At 70.4% G+C, this 17,075-nt stretch carries 14 protein-coding genes; 8 read left to right on the top strand and 6 right to left on the bottom strand.

Features of this window, described 5'->3' with window-relative positions:
* Positions 1–91: 91 nt before the first annotated feature.
* The 3 genes from ACT2CW_RS05845 to ACT2CW_RS05835 form a co-directional block, all read right to left on the bottom strand.
* On the bottom strand, positions 92–793 hold the full coding sequence (locus ACT2CW_RS05845) for a glycoside hydrolase family 75 protein (RefSeq protein WP_164430743.1): 702 nt from the start codon (positions 791–793) through the stop codon (positions 92–94).
* A 152-nt stretch (positions 794–945) separates the two neighbouring features.
* Entirely contained in the window at positions 946–1,785 is an 840-nt protein-coding gene (locus tag ACT2CW_RS05840; RefSeq protein WP_445515778.1) for a class II fructose-bisphosphate aldolase, read from the bottom strand.
* 61 nt (positions 1,786–1,846) lie between these two features.
* Positions 1,847–2,740 carry an SIS domain-containing protein gene (locus ACT2CW_RS05835; protein WP_445515777.1) on the bottom strand — a complete coding sequence of 298 codons (894 nt, stop codon included), beginning with the start codon at positions 2,738–2,740 and terminating at the stop codon, positions 1,847–1,849.
* A gap of 146 nt (positions 2,741–2,886) precedes the next feature.
* Here ACT2CW_RS05835 and ACT2CW_RS05830 point away from each other — a divergent pair, with 146 nt between their 5' ends.
* Positions 2,887–3,672, top strand: coding sequence for a DeoR/GlpR family DNA-binding transcription regulator (locus tag ACT2CW_RS05830; protein ID WP_445516220.1), 786 nt, complete (start codon positions 2,887–2,889; stop codon positions 3,670–3,672).
* A 36-nt stretch (positions 3,673–3,708) separates the two neighbouring features.
* Here the strand turns inward: ACT2CW_RS05830 and aroQ are convergent, their stop codons facing one another.
* Together aroQ and ACT2CW_RS05820 are read right to left on the bottom strand one after the other, a co-directional pair.
* Complete coding sequence (gene aroQ, locus ACT2CW_RS05825; protein WP_445515776.1) at positions 3,709–4,182, bottom strand: type II 3-dehydroquinate dehydratase; 474 nt, start codon at positions 4,180–4,182, stop codon at positions 3,709–3,711.
* Positions 4,183–4,259: 77 nt separating this feature from the next.
* Complete coding sequence (locus ACT2CW_RS05820; protein ID WP_445515775.1) at positions 4,260–6,077, bottom strand: coagulation factor 5/8 type domain-containing protein; 1,818 nt, start codon at positions 6,075–6,077, stop codon at positions 4,260–4,262.
* 442 nt (positions 6,078–6,519) lie between these two features.
* Between ACT2CW_RS05820 and ACT2CW_RS05815 the strand changes: the two genes are divergently transcribed.
* The 3 genes from ACT2CW_RS05815 (at position 6,520) to ACT2CW_RS05805 (ending at position 10,733) form a co-directional block, all read left to right on the top strand.
* Positions 6,520–7,674: a DUF1996 domain-containing protein gene (locus tag ACT2CW_RS05815; RefSeq protein ID WP_445515774.1), complete on the top strand. Its 1,155-nt coding sequence runs from the start codon at positions 6,520–6,522 to the stop codon at positions 7,672–7,674.
* A 143-nt stretch (positions 7,675–7,817) separates the two neighbouring features.
* A complete protein-coding gene (locus tag ACT2CW_RS05810) occupies positions 7,818–9,566 on the top strand; it encodes a discoidin domain-containing protein (RefSeq protein WP_445515773.1) in 1,749 nt (582 codons plus the stop codon).
* Between the two features lie 114 nt (positions 9,567–9,680).
* Positions 9,681–10,733 (top strand): LacI family DNA-binding transcriptional regulator, encoded by a 1,053-nt coding sequence (locus tag ACT2CW_RS05805; protein WP_164430729.1) that lies wholly within the window; start codon positions 9,681–9,683, stop codon positions 10,731–10,733.
* Positions 10,734–10,794: 61 nt separating this feature from the next.
* Here ACT2CW_RS05805 and ACT2CW_RS05800 read toward each other — a convergent pair whose 3' ends face one another.
* On the bottom strand, positions 10,795–12,117 hold the full coding sequence (locus tag ACT2CW_RS05800; protein ID WP_445515772.1) for an ROK family protein: 1,323 nt from the start codon (positions 12,115–12,117) through the stop codon (positions 10,795–10,797).
* A gap of 181 nt (positions 12,118–12,298) precedes the next feature.
* On the opposite strand from ACT2CW_RS05800, the gene ACT2CW_RS05795 reads away from it, so the two are divergent.
* The 4 genes from ACT2CW_RS05795 to ACT2CW_RS05780 all read left to right on the top strand — a co-directional run bounded on the left by ACT2CW_RS05795 (position 12,299) and on the right by ACT2CW_RS05780 (position 16,970).
* Positions 12,299–13,621, top strand: a complete 1,323-nt coding sequence (locus ACT2CW_RS05795) for an ABC transporter substrate-binding protein (RefSeq protein WP_164430725.1) — start codon at positions 12,299–12,301, stop codon at positions 13,619–13,621.
* Between the two features lie 13 nt (positions 13,622–13,634).
* Entirely contained in the window at positions 13,635–14,633 is a 999-nt protein-coding gene (locus tag ACT2CW_RS05790; protein WP_445515771.1) for a carbohydrate ABC transporter permease, read from the top strand.
* The gene (locus tag ACT2CW_RS05785) at positions 14,626–15,501 is read left to right on the top strand and encodes a carbohydrate ABC transporter permease (protein WP_414081860.1); all 876 of its coding nucleotides are present in this window, start codon (positions 14,626–14,628) and stop codon (positions 15,499–15,501) included. Before ACT2CW_RS05790 ends, ACT2CW_RS05785 begins: the two co-directional genes overlap by 8 nt.
* A gap of 104 nt (positions 15,502–15,605) precedes the next feature.
* Positions 15,606–16,970: a GH1 family beta-glucosidase gene (locus ACT2CW_RS05780; RefSeq protein WP_445515770.1), complete on the top strand. Its 1,365-nt coding sequence runs from the start codon at positions 15,606–15,608 to the stop codon at positions 16,968–16,970.
* The last annotated feature ends 105 nt before the right edge of the window (positions 16,971–17,075 follow it).

Genomic DNA, 17,075 nt, shown 5'->3' with positions numbered 1-17,075 from the left:
TGTAGCGGCGTTCACCGGTGCAGACCGCCCGGCCCGGGAAAAATCATCGGAGAACATGCGGCCGTGCCGCACGTTCTCCGACAATGGCGGGTCAGTTGTTCTGGACGAACTGCTTCGCCAGGCCGTCGCCGACCGACACGGCCTTGCCGTGGTTCTCGATGGGGGAGACGGAGGAGTTCTTGAACAGGATGTACGTCACCCCCGACTCGGCGCCGCCGGTCTCCGGGTCGGGGTCGATGCCGAGCGCGTTGGCCGTGGCGTAGGACGCCTCACCGATGATCTTGTTCGGTCCGGTGTCGCCCACCACCGCGTACTCGACCTTGTTGTTGTAGATGACCGCGACCACGCCGCCGCCCTTGATGCCGGCCTGCCGGTAGTCCCAGGTGGAGCTCGGGCTCGGCACCACGACATACGGCAGCTTGTCGGCGATGAGGGGCTTGCCGTCCGACTGGTGGAAGGCGGTGTCGTCCTGGAACCACGGGTCGGTGTCCTCGTTGCACCGGGAGGTCACCTGGCCATCGCAGTCGACGTCCATGTCGGCCTTCCAGAAGACCGCCCCATTGGCACCGCAGACCGGGACGGTGGCCGATGTCTCGTCGTCGGTGCGGTACTTGCCGCTGGATATCTGGGAACAGCCCTGCACCTTGGCGAGCAGCTGCGCCGCGGTGACCGTGCCCTCCTTGGTGGACGCGGGGGCCGGCGCGGGTCCCCGGGTGTTGGCGTGGGCGCCGGCGGTGACGGAGCCGGCCAGCAGACCGGCCGTGGCGATCACGAACGCTAAACGCTTGCGCATAGGACACCCCTTTGTTAGGAACCTTTCCTAACCTCGACGGGGGCATCTTGGGCGAGTTGATAAGCTCATGTCAATACGCTGGCGCCGCGGAAGCCGATGCGCATTGCCGCGCGAATCGGCGGCGTTCGCAGCAACTTCCCGCAGACGCTCTCTCAGCCCGTGGCCCGCACCAGCTTCAGCAGCCGGGTCACCTCGCGCGCCACCGCCGCACGCCCGGCCGCGACATACCGGCGGGGGTCGACTACCTCGGGGTGGCCGGCGAGATGGTCGCGGATCGCCCGGGTGTAGGCCACGTTCAGATGGGTGGCGATGTTCACCTTCGTCAGCCCCGCCTCCACCGCCCGGGTCAGATCCGCCTCGGGAACCCCGGAGGAGCCGTGCAGCACCAGCGGTACCGGCACGGCCGCGCGCAACGCCGCGACCAGCGGCAGATCCACCACCGCGGCCTTGACGACCATGGCGTGCGAGGTGCCCACCGCGACCGCGAGCGCGTCCACCCCCGTGGCCGCCACATAGGCGGCGGCCTCGGCCGGTTCGGTCCTGGCGCCCGGCGCGTGGACGCCGTCCTTGCCGCCCACCTCGCCCAACTCGGCCTCCACCCACACCCCCTGGGCATGGCAGCCGGCCGCCACCTCGGCGGTCGCCGCCACATTGCCCTCGTAGTCCAGGGCCGAGGCGTCGAACATCACCGAGCCGAAGCCGAGGTCCACCGCCTCCCGCACCAGCTCCGGCCCGGTGGCGTGGTCCAGGTGCACGGCCACCGGCACCCGGGCCGCGCGGGCCACCTCCACGGTCGCCCGCCCGATGGCGGCCAGGGCGCCGTGATACCGCACCGCGTTCTCGCTGATCTGGAGGATCACCGGCGCGCCCGCCGCCTCCGCCCCGGCCACGATGGCCTGGGCGTGCTCGATCTGGATGACATTGAACGCACCCGCGCCGAGCCCGGCCCGCGCGGCCGCCCCGACGATCTCTCCGGTGGCCACCAGGGGCATCAACCGGCTCCTTCCACCCGTTCCCGTGTTCCGGCCGTATCCGTCCTGCGCCCGGCCCCGCTCAGCCGAGGATCACCGAGCGGGTGAGATGGCGCGGCTCGTCGGGGTCGAGCCCGCGCGCCGCCGCAATCGCGACCGCGAGCCGCTGCACCACCACCAGTTCGGCCAGCGGGTCGCGGCCGAAGCCGGCGACCCGGCCGCCGGTGCGGGTGATCTCCTCGTCCGCCACGTCCGACGCCCCCTCGCCCAGCCACCACACCACGCTCCGCGGGCCGGTCACGCTGATCGGGCCGTGCCGGTACTCCTTGGCCGGATACGCCTCGGTCCACGCTCCCGCCGCCTCGCGCATCTTGAGCGCGGCCTCCTGGGCGACCCCGTAGGTCCAGCCCCGCCCGAGGAAGGTGAACTGCCCGGCGTCCACGAGCGGCCCGGGCAGCGGCTCGGCGAGTGCCGCCTCCCCGTCCGCCTCCAGATGGTCCAGGGACACGCCCAAGTGGGCGCGGAGCAGGGCGAGTTCGGTGGTGGCCCAGCGGGTCTGCACCACCGACCGCTCATCGGCGAAGTCGAGCACCACCGCGGCGTCCGCGGCGCCCACGACCGGGGAGTCGGGGACCGCCGTGACGACGGTGGTGGGCACCCGGCCGCGCACCGCGCCGAGCAGCTCAAGCACCTCGGTCGTGGTACCGGACCGGGACAGCGCGACCACCCGGTCGTAGCCGCGGCCGAGCGGCATCTCCGACGCCGCGAACGCGTCCGTCTCACCCTGGCCCGCCGCCTCGCGCAGCGCCGCGTACGACTGGGCGATGAACCACGAGGTGCCGCAGCCGACGACGGCGACCCGCTCACCCGCCCCGGGCAGCGCCGCCCGTACGGGCCCCTCCGGATCCCGGGCCAGGGCGATGGCGCGCCGCCAGCAGTCGGGCTGGCTCGCGATCTCGGCCTCGGTGTGGCTCATGGGGCTCCCCTCGTCGCACGGATGACCCGCGCTATGGATGCGTGGAGTATGAATGCGTGGAGTTGCTTCGTACGGGCTGATAATGCGCAGAATCATGCACGGAAGTCCAGAGCCGATGCATGCGAGGAGCGGGTAGGGTGATCGGCGTGAAACGGCCCGAGCGCTGGAACGCCCTGCTGGATCTGCTGGCCAGGGACGGCAGGATCGATGTCGAGGAGGCGGCCGCCGAGCTGGCGGTGTCCGCCGCGACCATCCGGCGCGACCTGGATGAACTCGCTCAGCAGCAGATGCTGACGCGCACCCGCGGCGGCGCGGTCGCGCACAACCTCTCGTACGACCTGCCGCTGCGCTACAAGACCGCCAGGCGCGCCTCGGAGAAGCAGCGCATCGCCGCGGCCGCGGCCCGGATGGCCGAAGCGGGCTCGATCGTGGGACTCAACGGCGGGACGACCACCACCGAGGTCGCCCGCGCGCTCTCCACGCGCGGCGACCTCTCCGCACCGGGCGGCGGCCCGGCCGTCACGGTCGTCACCAACGCCCTGAACATCGCCAATGAGCTGGCGGTGCGCCCCCAGGTGAAGATCGTGCTCACCGGTGGGGTGGCCCGTCCGCAGTCCTTCGAGCTGATGGGGCCGCTGGCCACCGGGGTACTGGACCAGGTGTCGCTGGACCTGGCGATCCTCGGCGTGGACGCGCTGGACACGGTCCAGGGCGCGACCGCCCACCATGAGGGGGAGGCCAGCATCAACCACCTGATGGCCGGCCGGGCCACCCGGGTGGTGGTCGTGGCCGACAGCTCCAAGCTGGGCCGCCGGGCGTTCGCCCGGATCTGCGCACTGGACGAGATCGATGTGCTGATCACGGACACCGGCGCCGATGAGGAGCTGGTCGCTCCGTACACCGAGGCCGGTGTCCGCGTGATCAGGGCCTGAGCTCTGATCAGGCCCTGAGGTGTCGTACGCCTACGCCTACGCCCTCGCGGCGGTCAGCAGGGCCGCCACCCGCTCGACGGCGAACGCGTAGCCCTGGACGCCGCAACCGGCGATCACCCCGCTGGCCAGCGCGGAGACATAGGAGTGGTGCCGGAAGGCCTCCCGCTGGTGGATGTTGGAGATGTGCACCTCCATGATCGGCAGACCGTCGCAGGTGGCCAGGGCGTCGCGCAGGGCGACCGAGGTGTGGGAGTACCCCGCGGGGTTGATGATGACCGCCGCGTGGCGCTCCCGGGCCTCATGGATCCAGTCGATCAGCTGGCCCTCGTGGTTGCTCTGCCGGCAGTCGGTCGTCAGACCGTGCGGCGCGGCCGTCTCGGCCACCAGCTTCTCGATGTCGGCCAGCGTGTCGGTGCCGTAGATCTCGGGTTGCCGACGGCCCAGGAGGTTCAGGTTCGGCCCGTTGAGCACCATGATCGTGGAGCGGTCGCGCATGGGGGTGGTGGTCATGGCGGGTGGTCCTTCCTGGGCGGTCGGCACTTCGAGGGGCGGTTCACCGGGGGCACCGACCCGCGACGCATCGTAGATCAGGGATATGACACCACGGTGGACGGCACGGTGGAGGTGCCCGAGGTGGGAGATCCGGTGTCATTGATGACGCGCTCGTACTGGCCCTGGCCGCCGAGCGAGACGACCAGCAGATTGTGGAACTTCACCCCCGACGCGTTCGGCGCGGCGAAGCCGTGGTGCTGCACGATGCTCGGGTCGACGTTGTAGTAGCAGTAGCTGCCGAGCCCCCATCCCTCGTGCGTGGTCACCGAATCGGCCACCTTGTAGGCGGCGTATCCCTTGATCGAGCCGTTCTGGATGGCCGCCTGGTTCGGGGCGTCGTACGCCTTCTCGTTCTGGAAGAAGATGGTCCGGCCCCGCTGTCCGAACCACTGCACGTCGTACTTGTTGAAGTGCTCCACGAACAGCCCCGTGGCCAGCACGTCGTCGCCGTTGACCCGGACGCCGTAGTCGGCGCGGTTGGTCTCCCAGCCGACCCCGTCGCCGTGGTCGGCGCGCCAGACCCAGGTGTGGTCGACGATGGTGTGCCGGCTGTTGATCACCATGCTGGTGGTGGCCTTGCCGGGGCCCGCGCCACCGATGCGGATGAACACGTCCTGGACGGTGGTGGGATTGGCCGAGTGGTCGGCGGAGGCCCCTTGCGGGCCGACCTCCAGCAGCGTGGCGGAGTTCACCGGTCCGGCGTCGATGAGGAAACCGGCCAGCCGCACCCCGTCGACATCGGCGATCTTCAGCGCGGTGACGCCGTTGTCGGGGATGAGCGTGGCGTAGCCGAGCCCGAGGACGACGGTGTTCGCGCGGTTCACCTGGACCGGCCGGTCCAGGTGGTAGATCCCCGGGGTGAGCAGCAGATGCAGCCCCTGGGTGAGCGCCTCGTTGAGGGTGGCCGCGGTGACACCGGGCTTGGCCACGTAGAACTGCGACAGCGGCAGCGAGGTGCCTCTGGGGGTGCCGTTGCCCCAGGTGACACCGCGGGCGTTGGTCCGCTTCTCGGGCAGGAAGACCCGGTACTCGTTGCCGTTGAGGTACAGGAAGGGCTTCTCCCGGGAGATGGGGGTGGTGTTGAGCGTGGTGTACGGCGGGTTGGGGAAGGTCTGCCCGGGCGCGCCCTCCACACCGGAGAACACCATGTTCCACACGCCGTTGAGCCAGCCGCCGATCGCGCTGTCGCGGGTGTACCACTGCTGCTGGGAGTACGGCCCGACCTGGCCGTCGATGCGGCTGTCGGCGATGTAGCCGCCGCTCGCCCAGCCGTAGCCGTTGGGGGCGAGGTTGAGCCCGCCGCGTACGTGCATCCGCCGGAAGGGGGCCGCCTGCGCCACGGCCCAGCGGTTGGTGCCGTTGACCGGTACGACCGCGAGGTTCTCCGCCGAGCGCCAGAAGTTCTGGGTCGCGTTGCCGTTGAACCACCCGGCGTCCACCGTGATGTCGCCGTTGATGGTCGTGTCGTCGGGGGACAGCCCCAGTCCGGCGATGGAGGTGTAGAAGCCGATCTGGGCGTTGAGTCCGCTGTAGCTGCCGGGCTTGAACAGCAGGGCGTAGCGCCCGGTGCCGAACTGCGCCGACTCCTGCTTCTTGAACACCTCGTCCAGCTTGGCCTGGATGCCGGGCGTGGACGGGTCGAAGACGATCACGTTCGGGCCGAGGTCGCCGCCGCCCGGCAGGGCCTTGGGGCTCCTGGACCGGCCGGAGGGGGCGGCGGCCGCGGAAGTGGCCAGGCCGCCGAGGGCGGGAACCGATGCGACGGCGGCCGCGGCGCCGAGCACCGCCCGGCGGCCGACCGCGGAGCGGCCGGAGGAGGAAGGCGTGGGGGAAGACGTGGGGGAAGGCGTCATGGGGGCGTCTCTCCTGGTTCAGTAAATGAACGGGATGGGGGGTGAGGGAGCGCTCTCTTGCCGTCGCATGCTTCATCCGTGTGAACGACTCGTCAAGAGTTGTGACCGCAGTCCTTACATGTTGTTGCTTTTTGAACGTCAACTGCCCTGGTGGAACCGCTGGTTCGGGGGAACTTGGGGAGGTTTGTGGTCGGCCGCGCCTCTGGTCGTTGTGTTCAAGAGGGAAAGGGGAATCGGCGTCTGATCCTTTCCGCTCGACGCCTTGACACCTTCGCGTCCCCGCCCGGACACTCCCATTTCGGAGAGCGCTCTCCCATTGTTGTCACGGCCGGTGACGGCCCGTCATACGGGCGGCCCGGCCCGCACCCACGGCGTCGCGAGTCCTCGCCGTGCGAGGACCGCCCGGCCACCTTCACCCTCTCCCCATGTGGCAGGAGTCTCCATGGCACGGAGATCGAAGATCGTTTCATCCACCCTGATCGCGGGCGCGCTGCTGCTGACCTCGCTCGGGCTCGGTGGAATCGCGATGAGCGCCGAGACGCCCGCGGCGAAGTCCGCGGGCGGCGGTGTCACGGCGGTCCACGCGGCCCACGCGGCCCAGGCGGGGCACACGGCCCACGCGGCCCATGCGGGGCACACGGCCCACGCGGGGCACGCCATGGCGGCGTCGTCCGCCGCCTCGCCAGAGGACCCGGACGGCGACGGCTACATTCCCGCGAACCCGCCGGTCACCGGCGTCACCCCGTCCACGAAGGAGCCGCCCCATCGCTACTTCCACGAGTTCCAGGCCAACTGCTCGGTGAGCCACACCAAGGCGGACGACCCCATCGTGTATCCGCAGCGGCCGGGCGCGTCCCATGACCACACCTTCATGGGCAACACCACGACCGACGCGGCCAGCACCACGGCCTCCCTCGACGCCGGCCGCACCACCTGCAAGGCGCCGGGGGACAAGTCGGGCTACTGGATGCCCACGCTGTTCAAAGGCGACAAGCCGGTGCTGCCCACCGGCCCGCAGACCATCTACTACAAGGCGGGCGTGACCGACTACACCAGTGTCCGGCCGTTCCCCAAGGGCTTGCGGTTCGTGGTGGGCGATCCGACGCAGACCGCCGAGCAGTTCCGCCGTCACCCCGGCTTCGTCGAGGGCTGGGAGTGCGGCGACAGCTACTTCAACGTCGAGTTCCCCAAGGACTGCCCGAGCCGTCCCGAGGTCCAGCTCAACATCCGTTTCCAGGCGCCCAGTTGCTGGGACGGCAAGTACCTGGACACGCCCGACCACCGCAGCCATATGGCCTACCCGGTGGTCAATCCCGGTACGAACAACAACGTGTGCCCCGCAGACCACCCGGTGGCGCTGCCGATGGTCGAGTACAAGATGGCCTTCCCGGTCAACGGTGACCTCTCCCGGGCGAGGCTGGCCAGCGGCCCGAGCTGGTCGTTCCACTACGACTTCTTCAACGCCTGGGACGCGCCGACGCTCAAGGCGCTGGTCGACCACTGCGTGGTCGGGGCGCTGCAATGCGACGCCCGCGGCTATGACCAGACCCACCCCGAGGCCGGAGCGGCCCTCGACGAGAACTACGAGCTGCCGTAGCCGCCGCACCTGCACGTAGCACCGCGGCTGCCGTAGCCGCCGCACCTCCCGTACCACCGCGGCCCGGCCGCCCGCGGGACACACCGCCGCGGCCGGGCCGTCCGCACCCGACTCCCCCCGCCGACACACCGAAAGACACCACCATGACCCGGATCCGTACCGCCCCACGCCGTATCGCGGCGCCCCTCGCCGCCGGTCTGCTGGCCGCCGGCGCCCTCGCGCTGCCCGGCCAGCAGGCACACGCCGCCGGAAGCGTCGTCAAGGTCACCGGCACCCAGGGCGAATGGCGGCTGACCGTGGACGGCCAGCCGTATCAGATCAAGGGCCTGACCTGGGGCCCAGCCATCGCGGACGCCGACCGCTACCTCCCCGATCTGCGGTCGATGGGCGTGAACACCATCCGCACCTGGGGCACCGACGCCACCAGCAAACCCCTCTTCGACTCCGCGGCCGCCCACGGCATCAAGGTGATCGCCGGATTCTGGCTCCAGCCCGGTGGCGGCCCGGGCAGCGGCGGCTGTGTGAACTACCGGACGGACACCGCCTACAAGGATCAGATGGCCGCCGAGTTCACCAAGTGGGTCTCCACCTACAAGGACCACCCGGGCGTGCTGATGTGGAACGTGGGCAACGAGTCGGTGCTCGGCCTCCAGAACTGCTACAGCGGCGATGAGCTGGAGCGGCAGCGGGACGCCTACACCACGTTCGTCAACGACATCGCCAAGAAGATCCATGCCATCGATCCCGGCCACCCGGTGACCTCCACCGACGCCTGGACCGGCGCGTGGCCGTACTACCGGAAGAACGCCCCCGACCTCGATCTGTACGCCGTCAACTCCTACAACGCCGTCTGCGACATCAAGGCCACCTGGGAGCAGGGCGGTTACACCAAGCCGTACATCGTCACCGAGACCGGCCCGGCGGGGGAGTGGGAGGTCCCCGACGACTCCAACGGTGTCCCCGAGGAGCCCACCGACCAGGCCAAGGCCGCGGGTTACACCAAGGCGTGGAACTGCGTCACCGGCCACAAGGGCGTCGCGCTCGGCGCCACGATGTTCCACTACGGCACCGAGGACGACTTCGGTGGCGTCTGGTTCAATCTGCTGCCCGCCGGCCAGAAGCGGCTGTCGTACTACGCGGTGAAGAAGGCGTACGGAGCCGACACCTCGCGCGACAACACACCGCCGGTCATCTCCTCACTGGCCGTGGAGGGCGATGCCGCCAAGGTGGAGGCGGGCCGCGATCTGACGCTCGCGGTCAAGGCCACCGACCCCGACGGCGACGCCATCTCCTACCAGGTGCTGGGCAGCACGATGTACCTCGACAAGGACAAGGGGCTCATCCCGCTGCCCGCCACCGCCCTCGGCGGCGGGCGGCTGAGGGGCACCGCGCCGGACCGCCCCGGGGTGTGGAAGGTGTACGTCAAGGCCACCGACGGCAAGGGCAACGTCGGCGTCGAGACCCGTTCCGTGCGGGTGGTCCCGCCCGCCGTGAACGGCACCAACGCGGCCCTCGGCAGGCCCGCCACCGCCTCCTCGTACCAGACGGGCGGCGGCGACTGCCCCTGCGCCCCGGCCAACGCGGTGGACGGCAAGGCGGACACCCGCTGGGCCGCCGACTGGAGCGATCCGCAGTGGCTCCGGGTGGACCTCGGCGCGTCCACCTCCTTCACCCACGTCCAGCTGGTGTGGGAGGCCGCCTACGCCAAGGCGTACACCATCCAGACCTCGGACGACGGCAGCAACTGGCGCACCGTCCGTGAGGTGACCGATGGCAACGGCGGTGTGGACGACTTCGACGTCTCGGGCACCGGGCGCTATGTGCGCGTCCACGGCACGGCCCGTGGCACCGGCTACGGCTACTCGCTCTACGAGTTCGGCGTCTACCGCTGAGCCGCTGAGCCGCTGAGCCGCTGAGCCACTGCGCCACTGCGCCACTGCGCCACTGAGGACGGTGGCGGGAGAGCGCTCTATGCCCCCGGGGCGCACGGCCACTAGGGTGCGGACATGAACCGACAGGCCCCGACCTTGGAGGATGTCGCCCGGGAGGCCGGTGTCTCCCGGGCGACCGTGTCCCGGGTCGTCAATGGCGTCCGCAATGTGGATCCGGCCATCCAGGACCTGGTCCGGCTGGCGATCGAGAGGACCGGCTACGCGCCCAACCGAGCGGCCAGATCGCTGGTGACCCGGCGCACCGGCACCGTGGCGCTCGTCGTCTCCGGGGCCGGGAACGGGTCCGGGGACACCTCGGAGGAGGAGCAGAACGCCTTCGCCGCGCGGGTGTTCGCCGACCCGTTCTTCGGCCGGGTGGTCGGTGGCGTGGTCGGATTCCTGCGGCCGCGCTCGATGCACCCGGTGCTGATGTTCGCCGAGTCCCCCGAGGCCCGGCAGGAGGTGGTGAGGTATCTGCGGCAGGGGAACGCGGACGGGGCCCTCGTGGTGTCCACCCACCCCGACGATCCACTGCCCGCACTGCTGGCCGAGGCCGGACTGCCCGCTGTGCTGTTCGCCCGGCCCGTGCGGCCGGTGGCGCTGAGCCATGTCGACCTGGCGCACTGGGACGGTGGCCGCATCGCCGCCGAGCGCCTGCTGGCCCGGCGGTGCCGGAAGGTGGCCACCGTGTCGGGGCCGTGGGCCGTGGCGGCGAGCCAGGAGCGGCTCGCCGGATTCCGCGACACCATGGCCCGCGGCGGCCATCCGTACGTTCCGGTGGCCGAGGGCGGCTTCACGCTGGACAGCGGGGTGGCGGCGATGACCGCGCTGCTCGCCGAACACCCCGATGTGGAGGGGGTGTTCGCGGCGAACGACCTGATGGCCCAGGGGGTCTGCCAGGTGCTGCGGGAGCGGGGCCGGCGGGTGCCCGAGGATGTGGCGGTCGTCGGCTTCGACGACTCCAGCGTGGCCGCCACCTGCCGGCCGCCACTGACCACGGTGCGCCAGCCGGTGGAGGACATGGCGGCGGCGATGGCCCGGCTGCTCGACGAGCACGTCCGGGGCCTGCGCACCGATCCGGTCGCGGTCCTCTTCGAACCGGAGCTGGTGGTACGGGAGTCGGCGTAACGGCACGCAGGAGTCGGCGTAGCCGTACGCCGGCCGCGTGCGTCGGCCCTACGTGTCGCTCTTACGCCAGCCGCGTGCCCAAGGTCGTGCGCCACGCCGGGGACGGCTCCGGCGAGGGCCCGGCGGGCAGACGGCGCCCACCGCGGGCGAAGAAGTCCGCGAGCGGCAGGATCGCGGCGCCCACCGTCACCGCGTCCGGCCCCAGCGCCCCCAGGTCGATGCCGACGCGTCCGGACGGGTACGGCAGCGCGTACGAGAGCGCGTGGCGGCGCACCGAGTCCAGGAAGCGCGAGCCGAGCTGGAGCCCGGCCCAGCCGCCGACCAGGATGCGCTCGGGCTGGAAGAGGTTGATCAGGTCGGAAAGACCCGCGCCCAGGTACTCCGCCGTCTCGGCGAGGACGGCGGCCGCCACCGGGTCCGGTGCGCCACCGTCCGCGGGGTAGGCGGCGGCCAGCATCGCCGTCAGGGCGCTCTCCTCATCGGTGTCGGACGGCGGCTGTCCGCCCGCCTCCTGCCAGCGCTCCAACAGCGCCTCCGCGCCCGCGTACGCCTCCAGGCAGCCCAGCGCCCCGCAGCGGCACCGGCGGCCCCGCACCCGCACGGTGAGATGGCCCCACTCCACCGCCCGGCCGTGCTCGACGTCGTCGGTCACGACGCAGGCGCCGACGCCAGAGCCGAAGAGCACCACCACCGCGTTGCGCGCACCGCGCCCGGCGCCGAACCACATCTCGGCCTGACCCAGCGTCTTGGCGCCGTTCTCGATGAAGTACGGGACCTCCTGGGGGAGATGGCCCGGTCCGCGCAGCATCCGCTCCAGCGGGACCGCCTCCCAGCCGATCGGCTGGCAGTGCACCACCGCACCGCCCTCCTCCGCACCGCCCTCCTCGGAGTGCTCGACGATGCCGGGGACGCCGATGCCGACGCCGAGGAGCCGATCGGGGGTGAGCCCGGCCGCGGCCAGGACCTCGGCGATGCCGTCGCGGATATGGCCCGCGATCAGCTGGCTGTCGTAGCGGTCCCGGTGTCCGGCGCCGCGCGTGGGCAACGGCCGGTCGGCATGGGCCCGTTCGGCCAGCGCGAGGTCGAACAGCTCGACGCGGACCCGGGTCTCGCCGACGTCCACCCCGATCATGTGGCCGCTGTGCGGGGTGATCCGCAGCAGGGTGCGGGGGCGGCCGCCGTCGGAGTCCACGCTCCCGGCCTCCTCCACCAGCTCCTCGGCGAGCAGTTCGGCGACCACATTGCTGATGGAACCTGAACTCAGCCCGGTCACGGGGGCCAGCGAATAGCGGCTCATCGGCCCGTCGAAGTACAACCGGCGCAGCACGGCGGCACGGTTCTCCCGCCGCAGGTCACGAACCGTACGGCCGTTGTTCGCCGTCACCTGGCCTCCTCAACTCCGGGCTCCGCGCCGCAAGATACCTCCGCCGGATCTCTTGACGCGACCTTCTCTTGAGGTTTAACTCACGTCCTAAATTAAGCCGTGAGAGGCTTCGGGAGTTGAACGCGGTGGCGTACCCGGGCCCTTCTTGGCACTCACCCTCCCGGAAGGGACACCAGGAGCCATGCGCAGCATCCGAGTCGCGGCCATAGGCGCCGTCACCTTGTCACTCGCCCTCGCCGTCTCGGCCTGCGGAGGCGGTTCCTCGACGGCCGGTGGCGGCGGATCCAACGACTCGCCGAAGACGCTCACGTACTGGGCCTCCAACCAGGGCGCTAGCATCACGGTGGACAAGAAGGTCCTGAAGCCCGAGCTCGACAAGTTCGAGAAGAAGACCGGGATCAGAGTGAAACTCGAGGTCATTCCCTGGTCCGAGCTGCTGAACCGGATCCTCACCGCCACCACCTCCGGCCAGGGCCCGGATGTGCTGAACATCGGCAACACCTGGAGCGCCTCGCTCCAGGCGTCCGGGGCGCTGCTGCCGTGGGACGACAAGAACTTCGGCAGCATCGGCGGCAAGGACCGCTTCGTGGCCTCCGCCCTCGGCTCGACCGGGGTGAAGGGCGAGGACCCGGCCGCGGTGCCGCTGTATTCGATGGCGTACGCGCTCTACTACAACAAGAAGATGTTCGCCGACGCGGGCATCTCCAAGCCCCCCGCCACCTGGGACGAGCTCGTCGCAGACGGCAAGAAGCTCTCCAAGGACGGCAAGTGGGGGCTCGGCGCCGAGGGTGCCAACCTCTCGGAGAACATCCACCAGGTCTTCGTCTTCGCCAAGCAGCACGGTGCCGACTTCTTCACCGCCGACGGCAAGCCCGACTTCACCTCGGACGGCGCGGTCACCGCGATCAAGCAGTATGTCGACCTGATGGCGAAGGACAAGATCATCGCCCCGGGCAACGCCGAGTACGCGCAGAACCAGTCCCTCAGCGACTTCGCCAAGGGCAAGACGGCCATGGTCCTGTGGCAGACCGCCTCCGCCACCTTCGCCTCCCTGGGCATGAAGGACGACGAGTGGGGCGTGGCCCCGGCGCCCGTACGCTCGGGCACCCCCGGCACCGGCACCGCCGTCAACTCGATGGTCGCCGGTATCAACCTGGCCGTCTTCAAGAACACCGACAACCACGACGGCGCCCTGAAGTTCGTGAAGTTCATGACCAGCGACGCCGAGCAGAAGATCCTCAACAAGGCGTACGGCTCCATCCCGCCGGTCAAGGCCGCCCAGTCCGACCCCGCGTTCAACAACCAGGCGACCGCCGCCCTGCGGGACACCCTCGCCAAGAGTGCCGAGGCGCTGCCGCAGGTGGCCGACGAGTCGCAGTTCGAGACGTCCGTGGGCACGGCCGTCAAGGAGCTGTTCGCGGACGCCGCCGCCGGACGCCCGGTGACCACCGCGTCGGTGAAGGCCAAGCTGGAGAAGGCCCAGCAGCAGATGCCGGCGAAGTGAGCGCGGACACCTCATGACCACCACGACCGCCACCGCCGAGGCAGACCGGCGGACCGTGTCGGGGAGCACCCCCGGGGCGGCGCGAGGCCCGCGCCGCCCCGGGCGGCTCCGCCGCATCGGACTGCCGTATCTGCTGCTCCTGCCCGCCCTGGTCCTCGAGCTCCTGGTCCATCTGGTGCCGATGGTGATGGGCATCCTGATGAGCTTCAAGGCGCTCACCCGGTTCTCCATCCGGGACTGGAGCGCCGCGCCCTGGTCCGGATGGGACAACTACACGATCTCGGTGGACATCAACGCGCCGGCCGGTGAGGCGCTGCTCCACTCGTTCTGGGTCACCTGCGGCTTCACCGTGCTGTCCGTCGGGCTGTGCTGGCTGCTGGGCACCGCCACCGCCATCTTCCTCCAGGACACCTTCCGCGGCCGGGGTGTGCTGCGCACCCTGTTCCTGGTCCCGTACGCGCTGCCCGTCTACACGGCCGTCATCACCTGGGCGTTCATGTTCCAGCATGACAACGGGCTGGTGAACCACGTACTCCACGACCAGCTGGGCCTCACCGACAAGCCCTCGTTCTGGCTGATCGGCGACAACAGCTTCATCGCCCTGCTCACCGTGTCGGTGTGGAAGGGCTGGCCGTTCGCGTTCCTCGTCGTCATGGCCGGACTCCAGAACATCCCCAAGGAGCTCTACGAGGCGGCCGCACTCGACGGCGCCGGGATGTGGCAGCAGATCCGCCGCATCACCCTGCCCTCGCTGCGCCCGGTCAACCAGGTGCTGGTGCTGGTGCTGTTCCTGTGGACGTTCAACGACTTCAACACGCCGTATGTGCTGTTCGGCAAGGCGGCGCCGGAGGCCGCGGACCTCATCTCGATCCACGTCTACCAGACGACGTTCGCCACCTGGAACTTCGGCACTGGGTCCGCCATGTCCGTCCTGCTGCTGCTCTTCCTGCTCGTGGTGACGGGCCTGTACCTGCTGCTGACCTCCCGACGAAGGAAGACGGCCGATGTCTAGCACCTCCCCGGCGCAGCCCCGCTCACCGATGGCCGCCCCCCGGTCCTTCCTCTGGGCCCGCCGGATCTTCCTCACCCTGCTCACCGGGTTCGTGCTGCTGCCGGTGTACGTCATGGTCTCCAGCTCCCTGAAGCCACTGGAGGACGTCTCGGGGACGTTCCGCTGGCTGCCGAGCGGGCTGACCATCCGCCCCTACATCGACATCTGGTCGACGGTCCCGCTCGCCACGTACTTCCTGAACTCGGCCATCGTGGCGGGCGCGGCCACCGTCTGCTCGGTGGTGATCGCCGTCTTCGCCGCGTACGCGGTCAGCCGGTACCGGTTCCGGGGCAAGCGGGTGTTCACCGTCACGGTCCTGTCCACCCAGATGTTCCCCGGGATCCTCTTCCTGCTGCCGCTGTTCCTCATCTACGTGAACATCGGCAACGCCACCGGTATCGCCCTCTTCGGCTCCCGGGGCGGCCTCATCCTCACCTATCTCACCTTCTCGCTGCCGTTCTCGATCTGGATGCTCATCGGGTACTTCGACTCGGTGCCGCGCGATCTGGACGAGGCGGCGCTGGTGGACGGCTGCGGACCGCTGGGCGCGCTGTTCCGGGTCGTCGTCCCGGCCGCGATCCCCGGCATCGTCGCCGTCGCCGTCTACGCGTTCATGACCGCCTGGGGCGAGGTGCTCTTCGCGTCCGTGATGACCAACGACACCACCCGGACCCTCGCCGTGGGGCTCCAGGGCTACGCCACCCAGACCGAGGTGTACTGGAACCAGGTGATGGCCGCCTCGCTCGTCGTCAGTGTCCCCGTGGTCGCGGGCTTCCTGCTGCTCCAGCGCTACCTCGTGGCGGGACTCACGGCCGGAGCCGTGAAGTGACCGGCCTTCCCACGTGTGACCTTCCCACCTCCGACCTTCCCACCTCCAGTCTTCCCACCCCTGACCTTCCCACCCCTGACCTTCCCACCTCTGAAAGGACGTACGTGTCCGAACTCCTGGACCTCACAGCCTTCCCGCACGACTTCCTGTGGGGCACGGCCACCTCCGCCTACCAGGTCGAGGGAGCCGTCGCCGAGGACGGACGGTCGCCCTCGATCTGGGACACCTTCTCGCACACCCCCGGCAAGGTGGCGGGCGACGACCACGGCGATGTGGCCTGCGACCACTACCACCGCTGGCGCCAGGACATCGGGCTGATGAAGCGGCTCGGCACCAACGCCTACCGGATGTCCATCGCCTGGCCACGGGTGGTGCCGGGCGGCGACGGGCCGGCCAACGCCAAGGGGCTGGCCTTCTACGACGAGTTGATCGACGGCCTGCTGGAGGCGGGCATCACCCCGTCCGTCACCCTGTACCACTGGGACCTGCCCCAGGTGCTCCAGGACCGGGGCGGCTGGCCCGAGCGCGACACCGCGGAGCACTTCGCCGCGTACGCCTCGGTGGTGGCCGACCGCCTCGGCGACCGGGTGCGCCACTGGACCACCCTCAACGAGCCGCTGTGCTCGGCCTGGATCGGCCACCTCGAGGGCGTGATGGCGCCCGGGCTCACCGATCTGACCGCGGCGGTCCGCGCCTCGTACCACCTGCTGCTCGGCCACGGCCTGGCCGCCCAGGCGATCCGGGCCGCCGCGCCACGCGCCGAGGTCGGCATCGTCAACAACCTCAACACCGTGGAGGCGGCCACCGACCGGCCGGAGGACCGGGCCGCCGCACGGCGCATGGACGGCCACACCAACCGCTGGTGGCTGGACCCGGTGCACGGCCGTGGCTTCCCCGCCGATATGCGCGAGGTGTACGGGGTCGAACTGCCGGAGCGCCCCGGCGACCTGGAGACCATCGCCGTGCCCCTGGACTGGCTGGGCCTGAACTACTACTTCCCGGCCACCGTCACCGACGACCCCACCGGCCCGGTCCCGCACGCCCGCGCCGTCCGCCGCCCGGACGTCCCGCGCACGGGCATGGACTGGGAGGTCGACGCCTGCGGCATCGAAAGCCTGCTGCTGCGCCTGACCGGCGAATACGGTGCCCGCAAGCTGTACGTCACCGAGAACGGCTCCGCCTACCCCGATGTCGTACGGCCGGACGGGACCGTGGACGACCCCGAGCGCCAGGACTACCTCGTCCAGCACCTCGCGGCCTGCGCCTCGGCGGTCCGCAAGGGTGCTCCGCTGGCCGGGTACTTCGCCTGGTCGCTGCTGGACAACTTCGAGTGGGCGTACGGCTACGACAAGCGCTTCGGCCTCGTCCATGTCGACTATCGCACCCAGGTCCGCACCATCAAGGGGACCGGCCACCGCTACGCGGAGATCATCCGCGACCACCGGGGCCGGGCCCGCCGAGCCGCCTAGGGGGTATTCGACGGACGTTGACGCCTGCGGCGGGCTTGTTCCCCTCCCCGCCCCTTCCCGAAACCGGGACTCCGCCCCAGCCCCCGAAACCGGGGCTCCGCCCCA

This window comes from Streptomyces sp. NEAU-174 (genome assembly GCF_052665095.1).
This window is presented reverse-complemented; position numbering and strand designations above follow the sequence as displayed.

Excerpts from the sequence above, each read along its gene's own strand:
- ACT2CW_RS05845 (WP_164430743.1), bottom strand. The coding sequence starts at position 793 with ATGCGCAAGCGTTTAGCGTTCGTGATCGCCACGGCCGGTCTGCTGGCC.
- ACT2CW_RS05840 (WP_445515778.1), bottom strand. The coding sequence starts at position 1,785 with ATGCCCCTGGTGGCCACCGGAGAGATCGTCGGGGCGGCCGCGCGGGCC.
- ACT2CW_RS05835 (WP_445515777.1), bottom strand. The coding sequence starts at position 2,740 with ATGAGCCACACCGAGGCCGAGATCGCGAGCCAGCCCGACTGCTGGCGG.
- aroQ (WP_445515776.1), bottom strand. The coding sequence starts at position 4,182 with ATGACCACCACCCCCATGCGCGACCGCTCCACGATCATGGTGCTCAAC.
- ACT2CW_RS05820 (WP_445515775.1), bottom strand. The coding sequence starts at position 6,077 with ATGACGCCTTCCCCCACGTCTTCCCCCACGCCTTCCTCCTCCGGCCGC.
- ACT2CW_RS05815 (WP_445515774.1), top strand. The coding sequence starts at position 6,520 with ATGGCACGGAGATCGAAGATCGTTTCATCCACCCTGATCGCGGGCGCG.
- ACT2CW_RS05810 (WP_445515773.1), top strand. The coding sequence starts at position 7,818 with ATGACCCGGATCCGTACCGCCCCACGCCGTATCGCGGCGCCCCTCGCC.
- ACT2CW_RS05805 (WP_164430729.1), top strand. The coding sequence starts at position 9,681 with ATGAACCGACAGGCCCCGACCTTGGAGGATGTCGCCCGGGAGGCCGGT.
- ACT2CW_RS05795 (WP_164430725.1), top strand. The coding sequence starts at position 12,299 with ATGCGCAGCATCCGAGTCGCGGCCATAGGCGCCGTCACCTTGTCACTC.
- ACT2CW_RS05790 (WP_445515771.1), top strand. The coding sequence starts at position 13,635 with ATGACCACCACGACCGCCACCGCCGAGGCAGACCGGCGGACCGTGTCG.
- ACT2CW_RS05785 (WP_414081860.1), top strand. The coding sequence starts at position 14,626 with ATGTCTAGCACCTCCCCGGCGCAGCCCCGCTCACCGATGGCCGCCCCC.